15 protein-coding genes are annotated in these 16,421 nt (G+C 45.0%); 5 read left to right on the top strand and 10 right to left on the bottom strand.

Going from position 1 to position 16,421, the window contains the following annotated elements:
* Positions 1-469 precede the first annotated feature (469 nt).
* Complete coding sequence (locus ACFOEK_RS19245; protein WP_386723110.1) at positions 470-1,282, top strand: DUF1223 domain-containing protein; 813 nt, start codon at positions 470-472, stop codon at positions 1,280-1,282.
* Between the two features lie 20 nt (positions 1,283-1,302).
* Here ACFOEK_RS19245 and ACFOEK_RS19250 read toward each other — a convergent pair whose 3' ends face one another.
* The 5 genes from ACFOEK_RS19250 to ACFOEK_RS19270 all read right to left on the bottom strand — a co-directional run bounded on the left by ACFOEK_RS19250 (position 1,303) and on the right by ACFOEK_RS19270 (position 6,199).
* Positions 1,303-1,890 carry a GDYXXLXY domain-containing protein gene (locus ACFOEK_RS19250; protein WP_386723111.1) on the bottom strand — a complete coding sequence of 196 codons (588 nt, stop codon included), beginning with the start codon at positions 1,888-1,890 and terminating at the stop codon, positions 1,303-1,305.
* The gene (locus ACFOEK_RS19255) at positions 1,890-3,032 is read right to left on the bottom strand and encodes a DUF4401 domain-containing protein (RefSeq protein WP_386723112.1); all 1,143 of its coding nucleotides are present in this window, start codon (positions 3,030-3,032) and stop codon (positions 1,890-1,892) included. Before ACFOEK_RS19255 ends, ACFOEK_RS19250 begins: the two co-directional genes overlap by 1 nt.
* Positions 3,029-4,120, bottom strand: coding sequence for a DUF2157 domain-containing protein (locus tag ACFOEK_RS19260; RefSeq protein ID WP_386723113.1), 1,092 nt, complete (start codon positions 4,118-4,120; stop codon positions 3,029-3,031). The genes ACFOEK_RS19255 and ACFOEK_RS19260 overlap by 4 nt, the downstream gene beginning before the upstream one ends.
* An 87-nt stretch (positions 4,121-4,207) precedes the next feature.
* On the bottom strand, positions 4,208-5,161 hold the full coding sequence (locus tag ACFOEK_RS19265; RefSeq protein WP_386723114.1) for a DUF808 domain-containing protein: 954 nt from the start codon (positions 5,159-5,161) through the stop codon (positions 4,208-4,210).
* Positions 5,162-5,236: 75 nt separating this feature from the next.
* The gene (locus ACFOEK_RS19270) at positions 5,237-6,199 is read right to left on the bottom strand and encodes a DMT family transporter (RefSeq protein WP_386723115.1); all 963 of its coding nucleotides are present in this window, start codon (positions 6,197-6,199) and stop codon (positions 5,237-5,239) included.
* 163 nt (positions 6,200-6,362) lie between these two features.
* On the opposite strand from ACFOEK_RS19270, the gene ACFOEK_RS19275 reads away from it, so the two are divergent.
* Complete coding sequence (locus tag ACFOEK_RS19275; protein WP_386723116.1) at positions 6,363-7,271, top strand: LysR family transcriptional regulator; 909 nt, start codon at positions 6,363-6,365, stop codon at positions 7,269-7,271.
* A gap of 215 nt (positions 7,272-7,486) precedes the next feature.
* Positions 7,487-8,092, top strand: a complete 606-nt coding sequence (locus ACFOEK_RS19280) for a nitroreductase family protein (protein ID WP_386723117.1) — start codon at positions 7,487-7,489, stop codon at positions 8,090-8,092.
* Between the two features lie 284 nt (positions 8,093-8,376).
* Here ACFOEK_RS19280 and ACFOEK_RS19285 read toward each other — a convergent pair whose 3' ends face one another.
* Positions 8,377-9,258, bottom strand: coding sequence for a LysR substrate-binding domain-containing protein (locus ACFOEK_RS19285; RefSeq protein ID WP_386723118.1), 882 nt, complete (start codon positions 9,256-9,258; stop codon positions 8,377-8,379).
* 144 nt (positions 9,259-9,402) lie between these two features.
* Between ACFOEK_RS19285 and ACFOEK_RS19290 the strand changes: the two genes are divergently transcribed.
* Positions 9,403-10,593, top strand: coding sequence for an MFS transporter (locus ACFOEK_RS19290; protein ID WP_386723119.1), 1,191 nt, complete (start codon positions 9,403-9,405; stop codon positions 10,591-10,593).
* An 83-nt stretch (positions 10,594-10,676) separates the two neighbouring features.
* Here the strand turns inward: ACFOEK_RS19290 and ACFOEK_RS19295 are convergent, their stop codons facing one another.
* From ACFOEK_RS19295 to ACFOEK_RS19305, 3 genes are all read right to left on the bottom strand, one after another.
* Complete coding sequence (locus ACFOEK_RS19295) at positions 10,677-10,994, bottom strand: plastocyanin/azurin family copper-binding protein (protein ID WP_386723120.1); 318 nt, start codon at positions 10,992-10,994, stop codon at positions 10,677-10,679.
* 224 nt (positions 10,995-11,218) lie between these two features.
* Positions 11,219-13,069 carry a NapC/NirT family cytochrome c gene (locus ACFOEK_RS19300; protein ID WP_386723121.1) on the bottom strand — a complete coding sequence of 617 codons (1,851 nt, stop codon included), beginning with the start codon at positions 13,067-13,069 and terminating at the stop codon, positions 11,219-11,221.
* A gap of 211 nt (positions 13,070-13,280) precedes the next feature.
* On the bottom strand, positions 13,281-14,909 hold the full coding sequence (locus ACFOEK_RS19305; protein ID WP_386723122.1) for a cytochrome D1 domain-containing protein: 1,629 nt from the start codon (positions 14,907-14,909) through the stop codon (positions 13,281-13,283).
* A gap of 637 nt (positions 14,910-15,546) precedes the next feature.
* Here ACFOEK_RS19305 and ACFOEK_RS19310 point away from each other — a divergent pair.
* A complete protein-coding gene (locus tag ACFOEK_RS19310; protein WP_386723123.1) occupies positions 15,547-16,113 on the top strand; it encodes a bacteriohemerythrin in 567 nt (188 codons plus the stop codon).
* Between the two features lie 96 nt (positions 16,114-16,209).
* Here the strand turns inward: ACFOEK_RS19310 and ACFOEK_RS19315 are convergent, their stop codons facing one another.
* Complete coding sequence (locus tag ACFOEK_RS19315) at positions 16,210-16,404, bottom strand: hypothetical protein (RefSeq protein ID WP_386723124.1); 195 nt, start codon at positions 16,402-16,404, stop codon at positions 16,210-16,212.
* Positions 16,405-16,421 lie beyond the last annotated feature (17 nt).

Raw genomic sequence — 16,421 nt, forward strand, 5'->3', positions numbered from 1 at the left:
ACTTCCCTCATAGTCTCGAAACCAGAACGCTGAATTTGCATCTTTTTGCAGTCAAAGTACAGCCAGAATCGTTTAAATACCTAGGGAACCTCTGAACAAGTCTCTCTCTGCTCAGGCCTATAAAAGAAATGTCTATTTGAGGCGCGGTTTTGAAGGCTAACGGGTTCGACCCGAAGGGTTACGTCAAAAAGCCGCAACAAAAAAGAGGCATTTCTCTTAAGGCCCCGAAGGGCGGGGCTTTAAAAACGTTATAACTGGTAACCACGTTATGTGTTGAACTTCTTGAAAAGGTCTCGGACTGAAGGTCTAGACATTCTCTACGAAGCTCGCCTTGTTTTGACGTTTTCGGGCTGACAAGGCTTCTAGCGCCCGCTGAGCTAGAACGGACTTGTTCAGAGGTTCCCTAATATTCACTTACACCCTGTTTCACTTTTCACAATGACGAGTGAAGAAAACAAAAGGTTGCCCCATGCGATTCGGTTTTTTCTTATCCCTACTCCTGCTTTCCTTGTTTGCACAAGGGCAAACCCTGACCAGTTCAAACCATCAAACGGTCATGCTGGAACTATACACCTCCCAAGGCTGCAGTAGCTGCCCACCGGCAGAGAAATGGATTTCAGGTTTCACTGAAGACGACAAACTTTGGGACAAACTCATCCCCATTAATTTTCGTGTGGATTATTGGGATTATTTGGGCTGGAAAGATCACTACTCCAATCCCCTCTTTTCTGCACGGCAAAGACGCTATCAAAGCTTAGGGCACAGCCGAACAGTAGCCACACCAGGGTTTATCGTAAACGGTAAAGGTTGGAATGGCTGGTTCTATCGCAGAGGCATCACCGCCGAAAGCTTAAGTAATGCAGGTATTTTGTCCATCGAATTCCCTGACAATCTAAAAAAATCGGATCGAATCACAATCACATTTACGAATAATTCAGGAACATCAGACGCCTTAATGGCCAATTTAGTGGTCATGGGCTTTGGCTTGGAGGACTACATTAAACGCGGTGAAAACAGAGGCAAAACCTTTGTTCAGGACTTTGTGGTTCTGGGTTATGACCGCCAGCCGCTTTTTTTACAAAGCCAATCTGAAGAGCAAACAACCGATTACACATCCACAACCACATCCACGAGCATCAGTAAGGGCATCACGTCTATTTCCTTACCCGATACAAGTAAGCATGAAGCAGAACGCTATGCGGTTGCAGTTTGGGTGTCAGAGAAGAATGACCCTAGCCCGATCCAAGCCGTTGGAGGTTGGATTGAATCAGGGAACCTATAAATTGAAATGAGAGGTTAGAGTCACTTCCCTAGCTTTTGAAAGTCTTTATCAAACATCGCGACCAACAATAACTCTCCGTTATCGTCTACGCGAAATTGACCGTATTCTGCAATCTCAAAGACCTCTGCTTGACCCTCTTCGAAAAAAAACGCATTGGTCGCAAACTTCACACGATCATTGCGGATGCGGTATTTCATCAATACTTGATTCTCTGTTAAGGCTTGACCGTCGTAAAGAGCGTTGAAGATTCCTACTCCGTTTTCGTCCAGCTCAACCACAACCATACCATCGCCAGGTTTAAGATTGTTTCCCCATTGGATTCTGTCTTCTTCGTCGCGAGGGTGATGATTATAAATCTCGTTTTCAAGCGCAAAGCGCAGCGCCATATAATCGCCCTGCATCAACGAACGAGGATCAACCGGCGCCAATTCTAATAACACGGGTTTACCATGAGCGATATGCTGCTCTTTTTGATAGATCGAAACATTAACCAACATCAAACTGATTACTAAACCTGCCAAGGCGATTAGGTTCGTACGCCTTGACCAATCGAAGCCCCAGCCAGTAGAGAGTTTGTTGTTCGTATGACCATTTTCGGAATGCGTCATTATTTGCCCTCCCCACTTTGCACAGGCTCTATGTCGGAAAAGGCTCGATGCATGAACCAACGGCCCGCCAACAGAACACAGCCAATCAAAAACAAACTGAGCGACTTATATAACAGACTGACTTCCAAGAAGTAGTAGTAGGACGAGATATAGAACAGCAATGAAACGATGCCCAGCGCCATCAACAATCGATTCCCACAGTAGAACCCCACCAACAGAATCAGAACACCTAAGCTAAAGCCATAACTTTCCAACGACACAACAGCCACAAGCACACAGCCCACAATGGCCGCTATCATTTGACGAGAGGTTTCATCAAAACCTGCAGATTTAACTAGCTTGAACACCACATACAGCAATACAAAGCTGGTTAGCAGTTCTCCGGCCCACAGGCTTGCAATGCTCTCCACGTCTGAAGATCTTGAGTACCACACCACACGATGCTGTGAGAACATCAGCATGCCTTTGATATACACCAAAGCCAAGGTAATGCCATAGGCAATCGGCTCTACTTTACGGATGTGCTGGGTGAACTTAAATTCGTTCATCCATAGCCAACACACGATGAACAAAAAGGCAGGCACCAATAGATATTCAAATCCTCGGACTTCCGCCCCTCGAAGAACACACGCCAAATACCATAAAATCACTGCCGCCAGCGCAGATAAAAGACGATGAAGATAATTAGGCATGATTACTGCCAAAAAGGCCTGCACACCACCAAAGGCAATCCAGGCAAACATTTTCCAGCCGAATTGGTTATCAAAAAGATCAAAAATGGCAAAAGCAACCAAGCACTGCCCAGCCAAACTGATGGCTAAAGCTAAGTGCTCCTGGAACTCATGTTTAGAAACTCGGTGAGTACGACGTTCTATTTCTATGTGGGCCAGCATGACCATGGCTAGAGCAATCATGCCGCTACCGACAAAGAAGGAAATCATTGAGTTTTCGATAATAAACTCAAAACCAACGCCTATAAAGCCTAACAAAAATAGCGCAGCCAACCAGCCAGAAAAGGCCATCAGAGTTTTCACATACCACGGGCTGATTTGGTTCGGTAGCTCGCTTAACTCGCCTTCGGTAAGGTTCTGATCAGATAAGCGCTTCCAAAGGTCGATTCGTTCTTGGATGTGATGGTTCATGACTCACCTCCATCGTTTGATTGATCCTGTTTTGACTGCGTCTTCTGTGAATCACCAACAGTAGCTTTTTCTTCAGCTCGTTTTTCAGTTAATGCTTCAGCTAACCAGCGGCTATGCACACTTCTTAGCCACATTGCTGACCCCGCACCCAAACCAATCATGGTGACGGAGGTAAGCAAATAACTTCCGGCTTCATCGAATTCGAACACATTTTCAATCAAGGTAGCGAGAATGACAGAAATCGCGGACAAACAACCACCCGCCAGCATATAGAGATCTTTCTTTTTGTATTGGTAGAACAACATCACACCGACACACCAGACTAACCACACCCAGAAGCCGGTTAAGCCAAAGGGGCGAATCACGGCATCAATCGACAACCAAGTGATGCAAAAGCCAGTTACGGTCGCAACAACCCGCCGAGACCAGTCGTCATCCAACCAACTTAGCTTGGGCTGCATGTATTCCCACAAGCACCATGCCAGAAGATTGAATCCGAACAGCAACCAAAGAAGGTCATTTGCACGAAATAACGTCCAAAACAGAGATCCAAAGGTTTGGTGATAGAGCACCAACGAGAGATTGAAGAGCCCCAGCCAGAGCAGCCAAAGGACAGAAAAGCGAGCAATCAAGACCCATGGTGTAATGAGTAGCGCCCAATTAAAGAAAAGCTCCCAAGCATCCGCCCCTGTCTGATAGGTCTGGCCGTAATAGGCCATTAAAACGCCTAACGACATAGCACCACAGAGTAAGGCAATCTTGGCAACCAGATCTTTGGACTTTCTAGCAATAAAAGCGACGGAGCCTAAAATAACCGCCACTTCAATTAAAGCGAACTTGGCAAAACGTCCCAGCTCTTGCCAGTTGTAAGCAATGAAGAAAAGCAGAGCAAAGCTAAGCGCTAAACCACCTAAAATGAGCAGTAGCTTATCTGTGAACTGAAACCAAGTATTGGCATCCGCCCGAAGACTGGATACCTGAATGGCCTGATCGACCTTATGCTTTGGTATCTTACTTTCTTCGACGAATTCTAATAAATGTGCACGTAAATGAAGACGCTCCTTGTCTTTCTGTACCTGCGGACTCATCTAAAACTCCTTTTCAGAATGGCAGTATTGGCTTCAATCTTTCAGCGTTGATTCGTTAACTTCAATCAACCTTAACTTCAATCAACCTTAGTTAGCTGTCTTTGGGGCTCTGACTTTTTGAACCGTATGCACAACACCAAGCACCACTAAACCAACCACGATACCAACACCAAGATTGATAAAGATAGGCGTTACTTCCCCTAAGATATAGCCCATGGAAGGTAAATGTTCGAATGCCGCTGAAGATTCTTCGGTGAAGTGATGAAGGAAAGGCACACCGTGAGTGAAAATTCCACCGCCCACAAGGAACATAGCCACAGTACCAACGATCGTTAATGTTTTCATGAGTTTAGGTGCAAAGCTCAACAAGCCTTTTCCTAATAAGCCTAGTATTTTACTGCCACCTGGCTGCTCGCTTTTATCCAACAGGAATAGACCTGCATCGTCTAATTTAACAATGGCGGCAACTAAGCCATACACACCAAACGTAATTAACAAGGCAATGGTAGACACTACAAGCGCCTGCATTTGAATACTGACCGCTTGAACGGTACCCAACGCAATGACCACAATTTCTGCGGAAAGAATAAAATCAGTTCGAATCGCGCCTTTAATTTTTTTCTGTTCAAAGGCCACCATATCAACTTCTTTATGGCTAACGGCATTGACCAGTTCATCGTGTGTTTTCTTATCTTCTTCCTTATGAGGAAACAACCAGTGCAACACTTTCTCTGTGCCTTCGTAACACAAGAAACAGGCACCCAGTAGAAGTAACGGGGTAATCAGCCAAGGGATAAAAGCACTGATTGCCAATGCAGCAGGAACCAAGATGAATTTATTCTTAAACGACCCTTTGGCAACTGCCCAGACCACAGGTAATTCCCTATCGGCCTTTACTCCACTGACTTGCTCAGCGTTAACGGCAAGGTCATCTCCTAATACCCCTGCCGTTTTCTTTGCTGCCACTTTCGACATCACAGCCACATCATCTAATAAAGTGGCGATGTCATCAATTAAGGTTAACAGGCTTGTACCGGCCATCATCTATCCTTGTAATCTTCCAAAAACGAGCTGAAAGCATACAGGATTTTTTTGTGATTCCCAGTGTCAGACAGGTTAAGTCTTCACACCTTTATCCGTTTGAATGAATCGCATGGCAAGCAACACCAGCAGCACGCCCGGCACGTAAGACCACTCAAACGCATTAGTTCCAATCACCGCCGTCATAATCAACACGAAGATGGGGTTCAGAAAGCCATACGCGGCCACCTTGGTTGGCCCTAATTTTACAGTGCCGAATTGGATCAAGAAAAAAGTCGCTAACGTCGTAAAGATAGCTAAGTACAATACACCGGCATAGACGCTTGGCTCCACAGCAGTCCATTCGATGCTGCTCAACGTACTCGCGGATAACATCAGCAACCACAAACCACCGGTTAATATCACCCAAAACGTCATCACTACCATAGGTTCGCCTTTGTAGACACGCTTGATCATTGAGCTGTAAAAACTCATGCAGGTCACACCGAACATGAAGATCAAATCGCCGTAATTCAGTTCAAGCCCTAGAAGCGCCTGAACATCCCCACGAAAGACAATCCAAAGCGCACCAACAGTTCCAAGTACCAGACCGATACTTCGGCGAACACTGACCTTTTCCTTATTAAAAAGGAAAGCGAATACAGCCGTAATCGCTGGTACTATCGTGTAAATCGCGCCCGTATTAACCGCTGAGGTATAGCGTAATGCTTCGAACATGGTCCAGAAACAGGTCACCAGCGGTATACTCAGGAAACTGTATCCAAGCAGCGATTTAATTGGCGGAAGTGCGAAACCATGCTTGAAAAACACATACGGCGCGAATAACAGCGCCGCAGAAAAGAACCTCAACATCATCATCACATCAGGCGGTAACCCGTGAGTGATGGCTTCGCCAATTGGAAAGGATGTGGCGACCAGCACGATCACCAACACCATTAGGGCATGAACATAAAAGTTTGAATCGGTCGTTTTAGACTCTGACATCGGAAGATCATTCTCTGATTCTGCCTGTATCGAGTCCTTTATAAGCGTTTGCATTACTTCCTCACTTCAGTGATTTGTCGTATTTTGCATAAGCCTACTCTGTTTCCTTTATTTCCATAATCCGTAAAATAGAACAAACACTGTTAACCAAAAGTTAACTATTCATCATGCAATATTTGTCATAACCAATATTCGTCGTAATCAGGATCTCTCAATCATGGAAAGTTTTGGCGCCTACCCTGTATTTGTCACTGTAATAGAAACCGGCGGGTTTTCCCCGGCTGCAAAGAAACTCGGCATTTCAAAATCTGCCGTGAGTAAACGAATTACCCAATTAGAAGAGCATCTTGGCGTGAAGCTATTGCATCGAACCACTCGAAAACTCAGTTTGACGGAAGCCGGTGAACACTTTTACCAACACGCCAGAATCGCCAGCCAAGCAGCACAAGATGCAGAAGACGCTGTCGCACAACTTCAAGGTGTACCTCAAGGACGCCTGAGAATCAGCATTCCTATGTCCTTTGGACGACTCTATGTCGCGCCTGTGATCCCCGAGTTTTTAAGACGTTATCCTAAGATCAATCTCGAACTGGTGATGGACGACGAGTTTACCGACTTGATTGGCAGTGGCTTTGACATGGCACTGCGGCTTGGAGATTTGAAAGATTCCACCTTGGTTGCCAGGAAACTCACCCATTTAAAGAATGTATTGTGTGCATCGCCCTCCTATATAGAAGAATTCGGTATGCCGAAACGATTGGAAGAACTTAAACAGCACAATTGCTTAGCATTTTCTTACTCGCAAGACGTGCGCGAGTGGTATTTCATTAAAGACAACACAACCCGAGCCATCGAAATCTCTGGTAATTATCAGGTAAACAACAGTGAAGCGCTGCGAGAGGCAATGATTCAAGGCGTTGGCATTGGTCGACTCCCTACCTTTGCTGCAAATCCAGAGATCAAAGAAGGACGTCTGGTTAAGCTATTCCCTGAATACGAGATGCCAGGAAAGATCATGTATGCAGTTTATCCGGAACGCCAGTTCTTGCCCGCAAAAGTAAGAGCCTTTATGGATTTTATGAGCGAGAATTTTGGTGGCGATATTCCCTACTGGGACAACGTATGACCTAGTCATACCCCTACTCTTAAGTTGGCATAATTCTAACCGAAGCACCACTGTCAACTTTTTCTCAACAAATGTTTTCCATTTAACAGGATTATCACACGCAAAGAAACGACATACACTGCATCTCAAATCGAACCAAACGTCACAAACCAAGACTGAGATTCGTCATAGTTAAAACAACTTTTAATCTCAGTCACCTAAGTGGAGAAATGAACATGGAACTATTTGATGCAATCGAAAAACGTCGTTCAATCAAAGAATTTGATACCGAAGCGGTCATGAGCGATGCTGAATTCAAAAAGCTGATGGAAGCCGTCATCCTGACACCGACCTCGTACAACGTTCAGCACTGGCGTTTTGTTCGCATTACTGATCGCGAAACCCGCTTAAAAGTTCAAGACGCCGCCTGGGGCCAAAGACCGGTCGGTGATGCCTCTGAAGTTATCATCATCTGTGCGGATGTGGATGCCTGGAAAGATCGCCCAGAGCGCTACTGGGCCGATGCGTCGAAAGAAGCGCAAGACATGTTGCTACCCATGATGAAAAACTTCTACGAAGGTAAACCACAACTACAGCGTGAAGAAGCCTTCCGCACCGTAGGCATGGCCGCACAAACCATGATGTTGGCAGCCAAAGGGATGGGTTACGACACCAACCCAATGATTGGTTTTGATGCAGATGCCATGGCAGACATTATTCGTCTGCCAGAGAATCATGTGATCGGTTTAATGATTGCAATCGGCAAGGCTGCGGCACCGGCGAATCCTCGTGGTGGTCAGCTTCCACTGGAAGAGTTGTTGTTTGAAAACCGCTTTCACTAAGTACTAATTTTTACTGAGTACTAATGTTCACTAAACACTAGTTTTCACAAAGTGCTAACTCGCGGTTCAGCCCTGCTTCTTTGGGCTGAACCACACCGCTTTCGCCCCTTATTGTTCTCCTGACCTTTCCAATACCTCTTTCCAATAGTTAAGTGGTACATGGTGTTTCCTTGTTAATAAGGGGCTTTTTCAAAACAATTATCTAAGCAATTAATGCAGTCAAGAGTATCAACATCGCGATGACTTAATAGAGTAATAGTCAAATTTTACGGGTTATCCCCCCATCACAATGTCAGCCTAGGTTGAATAAAATCAATAAAAGCAGAGATACGTCGAGCTACAGAGGAAGTTTTATAATAGACGGCATTAATCAATTCTCGATCCGTATTTCCTATACGGAAATCGTCAAGCACGGAAACCAATCGCCCTTCTTCAAGATCCTGCTGAATCATAAAATTTGAAAGACAAGCAATTCCGTTTCCTGCCAAAGTAAGCTGCCTAATCGACTCTCCATTGGTTGCAGCCAGCGTTGGCGTTAGAGATTCAATAGCTTTCAATGGCCACTTGTTAAGAGATTCCTGACCGGAAAAGCCGATTATGTCGTGCTGGTTCAATGCCTGCGGAGAATCAGGAAGCCCACGTTTAGCTAAATAAGCAGGAGAAGCCACTACATATAGAGGGCTTCGCCCCAAGGCACGGGCATGTAGAGTGGAGTCTTCTAACTTGCCGATTCGAATGGCTAAATCTGTCTTTTTTTCAATTAAGTCCACGAAGACCTCATTTGAACTTAGCTCTAACTCAATAGCAGGATACATAGCCTTAAACGATTCAATCAAAGGGATCAATTGATGAAAAATGAATGGACTGGCCGCATCGACTCTTAAACGCCCCTCCGGTAAAGCCCCCCGATTGATAACATCGTCTTCCGCCTGCTGAATCTGCTGAAGTCCTAAACGAACATTGTCTACAAACGTCCGCCCTTCTGCGGTCAACTCGATTCGACGTGTCGTTCTGTTAAGCAAGGTAACTGACAGCTGTTTCTCAACTTTATTAACCGCTCGAGACACCCGCGCTACTTGAATCCCAAGACTGTCTGCCGCTGCAGAGAAACCGCCACAATCCACCACAGCTAACAGCAGTTCCAAATCATCTGATCGACATTTCAACAAATTACCACCACTTTTTACAAAAGTTATTTTCAATAACCCATATTTATCACAAAGGTATATCTAACAATAATTTGCCCATCAAAGAAAGGCCACCCAGTGGCTTTCTAAGAGCATCATTAATATTGTCTTGTAGGAGCCCCTATGCCTATTGCATTAATCGCACTTGCTCTCAGTGCATTTGCTATTGGAACCACAGAATTTGTTATTGTTGGTTTATTACCGACGATGGCTCAGGATCTAAACGTAACTCTGCCTTCTGCGGGCTTACTTGTTAGCTTATACGCGCTCGGTGTTGCAATCGGAGCGCCGGTGTTGACTGCGTTGACAGGAACCTGGAATCGAAAACTGGTTCTATTATCCGTCATGTCACTGTTTGTGGCTGGCAACTTGCTCGCGTGGCAAGCACCAAACTATGAAACTCTGGTTATAGCACGTATTTTGACGGGTCTTGCCCACGGTGTTTTCTTCTCTATTGGATCAACGATTGCTACAAGTTTAGTGCCCCAAGAGAAGGCGGCCAGTGCTATTGCGTTCATGTTTACCGGCCTGACCGTTGCCTTGGTAACAGGCGTACCGATAGGCACCTATATTGGTCAAATTTTTGGCTGGGAAGCCACCTTTCTTACAGTTGCCACGTTAGGATTCATCGCAATGATTGGCAGCGCATTCTTAGTGCCAAATAACTTAAAAAAGCCAAAGCCCACTAAACTGACTGAACAACTGGCTGTACTAACAAACCCTAGACTGGTTCTTGTGTACCTGATCACAGCACTGGGCTACGGCGGAACCTTCATTGCCTTTACATTTCTGGCATCTATTTTGGAAGAAGTAACTGGATTCGAATCCAATACCATTGGCATCATCATGTTGGTGTACGGAATCTCTGTTGCAACTGGGAATATCATAGGAGGCAAGATGGCTGATCGCATAGGCCCAATTAAAGCTCTAAGCGTGATTTTCTTTGGCCTCGCAGTCATTCTGGTTACGTTCAGTATTACTGCAGTTAACCCAATTACAGCGGTAGCCACTATTTTAATTTGGGGTGCATTCGCGTTTGGTAACGTACCGGGTCTACAGGTATACGTTGTTAAACTTGCCGAAACCTACACACCTAACGCAGTCGACGTTGCATCAGGCCTCAACATTGCTGCATTCAACGTAGGAATTGCTTTCGGCGCTTGGGCTGGAGGCTTAATTGTTGAGCAATCCAGTCTAATAAATACCCCTTGGGTTGGCGGAATTGTCGTCTTACTTGCATTTGCTTTGACACGTTTCAGTGGCCTACTTGATAAGCAAACGGCGTCTCAATCACAAGTAACAGAAGCAGCCTAAATATTAAGCTCAATAGTAAAATTCAACACTTCTACTGCCTCATGCAGTAGAAGTGCGTTTTGTTCTGTCTTTATGAATAAATGCTACTGATGTCTTACCTTCACTGACCCCTTCATTTCCGGGTGTGGTCCGCATTCGTAGTCAAAGGTTCCAGCCTCATTAAACGTCATCGTATAGGTTTCATCAGGAAAGAAGTACTCAGGTTCTTCAGGGTTCAAGCGTTTGAACCATACACTGTGATATTGGCGTTTCTCTTTATTCGTCCACACCACGGTATCACCGGGCTTTACCTCAATGTGCTGCGGAATGAATTGATATTTTATGATTTCTACATGGTGAGTTTCTGCGGCCAGGCTTTGAGATAAAAAAATCAAACCAGCCAAAATACCAAAGACTTTCATAGGCTCTCCTTAAATATAAAAGTCCTTAAACAAAAAATGACACTTGATCATAAAACCAAGTGTCTCTTTATATTTAATTAAAGAAAAAATCCCTAAAAATATTACGTTTCAACGCTTACCTGAAAAGTAAATACCAATCCGATTGGTGCTCTGCGATTCTGTGGCCAAGGGACCGGAATTATTCTTCTGATCGCCTTGGCCGTCTCTCTTACGAATATACCTGTTTATTGTTTCTCAGCATTAATGTCTGCATCGCTGTTACCAATACCCAGCTTGTAGCCTAGTGAGACATGGTGGAAGCGAGAGTTTGAATAGTCATCATGAATTGCAAACCCGAAGTTGTAGACTTTGCCTTTCTCAAGAGAGATGTCTCCAGGTTTATCAGACTTCAGCTTACGCTTCACAAGCACAGTCCAAGTACCGTTTTTCAGCTTGGCATCAAACTCTGCACCTTGACCGCCAGTCATAGTACGATCCGCCATGATATGGCCATCTTCTACAACATTCTTACCTGATTTGTAGCGAACGATGTCCATGTACTTACCAGCATCTTGTTCAGCTTTGATTTCATCCGCAGACTTAAGTTTGTCCCAGCCACCACGTTTCTTACCGCGACGACCTTTGATCTCAAGCTTGGTACGGCTTTCTTTCAGGTACTTAGTAACCCCTTCACCTAAGTTGATCTGGCTTGCAAACTCACTCACGGCCAAGGCATCTTTTTCTGGCGCATCCGGCATGCCACGAGCATCATGGTGACACGTTCCCCAGCAACCGGCACGATCAGCAAACTCCACATCATCCGTAGACAACATCAAGGCCAATTTCATTGGGTTTTCTGGATCCATCTTACCGCCATCAACGAAAGGCACAGGCGCATGTTCACCGTTTTCCCAGCTAAAGCGCATGTATAAGAACTCGTCATCATGCGTTGCGTCAACATTCACTGCAATGCTGCCACGCTTACCAGGAATGGGGGTTTCTTCCGCTTTCTCACCACTGACAATCTTCGCGCCCATGTCGGCTGTTTCTTTGTCGTGACAAGTTACACAGCGATCACCACCTTTTACGAAAGGACGAGCACCACCATGATCACGACCGTTTTGAATCCACTCAATCGAGGTTTGACCTGGGTAGAATAGCGTGATTTCTCGGTTGCCAGCTTTAGACCAATTCACATTGATGCTTGATGCTTTTTCAGCTTTCTTAGCCGCAGATTTTGCTTGAGGATTCGCAGAAGTTTTCAGTAATTTAGGAGCTTGTGCTGCTGCCTTAGCTTCCAGTTCCGCTTTATAGCTGTCCAGCGCGTCAGCTACTGCACTGTCAATGCGTTTCTGCTCTTTCTCTTTCGCGGCTTGTTTAGCCTTCTGTTCTTCCTCAGCTTCTATGGCTTCTTTCTCTTCAATACGAGCTAAGCCATCGATGTACATCTGAGGAACTTCACGCACATATTCAGGATTCGGCTTTTCAAGCGTTTCCAGCTCTTCATCCGTTAACATATGACGTACGTTGTTATGCGCAATGCCTTTGTGGCAATCAATACAGGTTTGACCTTCTTTAAACGCATTCATATGTTGCTTACGAGCACGTGGTTTCTGATATTCAGGGTTCATAGACTCAATAGTGTGACAGTTACGGCATTCACGAGAGTCGGTTTCTTTCATCGCTTTCCACACACTTTTCGCCATGGTTAAACGATGTTCTTCAAATTCTTCTTTGGTGTCGATTTTACCGGTTAGCCAAGAGAACACTTCTTTAGACGCTTGAATCTTGCGGACAATCTTATGAATCCATGGCCTTGGAACGTGACAATCCGGACAACCAGCACGAACACCTGTACGGTTCGAGTAGTGAATCGTCGGGGTGTATTCCTGGTAAACGTTGGCTTCCATTTCATGGCAGCCGATGCAGAATTCCAATGTATTAGTGGCTTCCATGGCCGTGTTAAAACCGCCCCAGAAGATGATGCCGACGATAAAGAAGGCTACTGCACCACCAATGGTGGTACCGAGAATGAGTCGACGTTTCATTAAACCCGGTTTATGTAGGATCTCTTCAGCTGAATTTTGTTCTTTCATAGTGAACTCGCTAACCAGGGTGAATCCAAGCAGGGCTTATAATTTTTTAATTGCCCTTTCCTGCGTATTTCTTAATGTGCTTTTTATGGAAGGAAGGAGACTACGCAAACTACTCATCGACTAAACAAGAATTACTCAGTCTCCGGAGAGCGGTTTCCCGCTCTCCTCCGAAGCACTAGCTTTGCTTCTATTTCATTAATCAAATTGATGATTAAGTTTTGTGGTTCGCACGGTTGAACACGTTGAACTTACCAGTTGGTGTAGTCAGGCCTTTAATGCGAGTTTTCTCTTTCAGAGTTTTCGCATCGTAAACCACGATTTCACCTGTTGGGTTCTTCGCATCCGCACGGTTCCAGACTGATACCCAAACCTCTGTACCGTCTTGGTTGAACTCCATATGAAGTGCAGCTTTACCTTCATCTTCCGTTACGCGAATCGTTTTCACAATTTCACGTGTTTTCTTATCGAAGACTTGTACAGACTGTTGAACTTCTGGCTCTGGATGTTTCAACTGATCCGCCCAAACGTAATCAGATTTCTCATGAGTACGAATGAATACACCGGCACCGTCCGTTTCAACTTCGTAGCAAAGTTTCCACGCTTGATCAGGATGATTGATTGGGTCATTACCCCAAACAGACACCAGACCTACACCTAAGTGCGTTGTACCGCCTACAGGGCCACATTCTTCATCAATCCAGTTAGCACCAGGGCCAGGGTGAGGAAGCTTGTCTACATCAATCATCTGCTCAAGTTTGGCGTCTTTGGTATCAACGACTACCATCTTGTTCGATGCGTTAGCAGCAATCTGGAAGTAACGACCAGATGGATCGAAGAAGCCATCATGTAAGAACTCTGCAGATTCAATGGCAGTGATGGTTAAGTTATCAAGGTCTGAGTAATCAACCTGCAACATCTTACCTGTTTCTTTAACCGCCACGATGAACGCAGATTCGTTTGGTGCGGTATAGATAGCAGCAACACGGGCTTCGTTGATGAACTCACCTTTGGTGTTGTAACCACGAGTAGAAACCACTTTCAACGGTTCAAGCGTTTCAGCATCCATGATTACGAAGTGCGCTGGCCAGTAACCACCCGCAATGACATATTTACCATCACCTGATACTGCAATATCACGTGCGTCATAGGCCATCTGAGTTTCAGCAACCAACATCTTGCCAGGCTTCTGCCATAGGTCGATCTTGTTTACCTTGCCATCACGACCAATGGTGTACCAGAAACGGCCAACATCTTTCGCATGATCTTTCTTATGGTGCTCAGTACCTTTAATTACGTGAACTGCATAACCTGTATCGATGTGGTCGATTACCTCTTTGGTATCACCATCAACGATGGCAGCTTTACCCGCATCACGTTCGATCACAACAAAGAAGTTTTCCCAGTTGCGACCATGCAAAGGCTTGGTCGGATAATCTTTTAGCGGAACAAACTGCTTGGTTAGCTTTTTCATTTGATCCAGAGACATTTCAGGCGGTACCGGTGGGTCCATCTGGATATAGGTGGCGATTTTAGAAATCTGATCTTTGGTGAAGATATCGTCAAAGTTGTTCATCCCACCTTCAGTACCATAGGAGATGATCTTTTCAAGACGAGCCTGACCCTTCTTCAGCATGTTTTTAGGTTCAAGGTTTTTACCTGTCGCCCCCTTCCTTAGAACACCATGACAACCAGCACAACGCTGGAAGTACATTAGATTAGCCTCTTCAAAGTCTTTCTCGGATAACGATGGGCCGCCTGCTACAACAGGTAAACTGATACCCGTTGCTGCCATACCCACAGCTAAACCGATTGCTGACAATCCAAACTTAAGCTTTTTCATAGGACACTTCTCCCCAGTGCTTTCAAGGTGCACTCTACAGGTTTCATCAGCTTCGTATTCAAGGTCTGTTCCGGCTGTTTCCTGTAGGTGATTCTCTGTTCTGATCAGCCCAACCATTTAGATTCCCGCTTGCTTTTCTCTTAACTTATGAAGAACAAATTCAAAAACCTAAACCACTGAGATCATCAGTAAAGCAATTGCTGAACGACGTGTTCAGCGGTGATTGCTTGGGTGAACTATGGAAGGAAATGCGAAAGAAAATAATGACTTCGATCAATAGAGAAAAAACCGATTAATTTAATCAGAATCGAATTGACCTAGCTCAATGATCAAGTAAAAAGCTGAGCGTTTTACTCGGCTTTTCTCTGCGTTTGGTTCAAGATTTCATAACCCAACTTCGGAAAAAAGATCTGGTGAGAAAACGAGCAATGTACTTAAAAAGAAAGTTCTGAATGACGTTAAGGGCTGGAAAAGAAGGTACTTTGCCAAAGATAGAAGGAGCCCGATTTGAGCCAGATCAGCAATAACTCATTACAACTCAGATACAGTGGAATTACCTATTAAAAGCACAGCTTTTAGCAAAAAACGAATTCGGAAAGAATCTCTTCAGCAAGACTATATAAAAGTGGGTAGCGAGATGAACAAAAGACTTAGCGCATTAATAGTAGCCAGCATGATAGGCTTAATCATCGTAGCCATTGGCTTGGGATTCCTGATCGGACTGAACAATCCCATTCCGTGGATTCTTTTACTGGTGTTGATTCTGGCACCTGTGCTCTACCGACGACTGAACCAGAAGCCCGCCATCGTCTGGAAAGAAGACTACAGTGTTGGCGTCAAAGTCCTCGACAACGACCACAAGAAGTTGATCTCTCTGCTAAACCAATTCAAAACAGCGTATGACTACTACACAGAAGCAGAGTTTGAACGCCAAGCGTTAGAAGAACTGGTGGCTTACACCAAATTCCACTTTGAACGTGAAGAGAAATACATGGAAGAAACCGGCTACCCGGATCTCGAAAACCACAAACGCCAGCACCAGACCATGATCAGCCAGGTCGAGAGCTTCGTTGAAAAATACAAACGCGAAGGCCATGACTCGTTAAACGAAGTCAGTGAGTTTCTCACTCATTGGCTGTTGAATCACATCAATGGTACGGATAAGCAATACAGCAAACATCTGAATCAGAATGGGATTAGTTGAATACCATTGTGACTCTGTAGAGGCTCCCTAGAGCCTCTACTAGAACAACACTACAACTAAAGGAAGCCCGCAGATAAAGGAAGCTCCCAGACCAAATTACTCTTTCGACCACGCTTTGATCCTCGCTACTTCCTCATCATCAATCCCCAACGATTCAAGAAAATCCGTATGCGCTTCAGGTAAACTACGTTCGAATTCAATGTGCCAACGGTGCATATCATCTTCTGTCATGCCACAGGCTTTAAGAATCTCGACCCATTGATCTTTGCTCATGGTTTTAGTGGATCGCAAGAGAGAGTCTTTACCTA

It is taken from the genome of Litoribrevibacter euphylliae, from assembly GCF_042646085.1.
In the GTDB taxonomy this organism is placed as follows: Bacteria; Pseudomonadota; Gammaproteobacteria; order Pseudomonadales; family Litoribrevibacteraceae; genus Litoribrevibacter; species Litoribrevibacter euphylliae.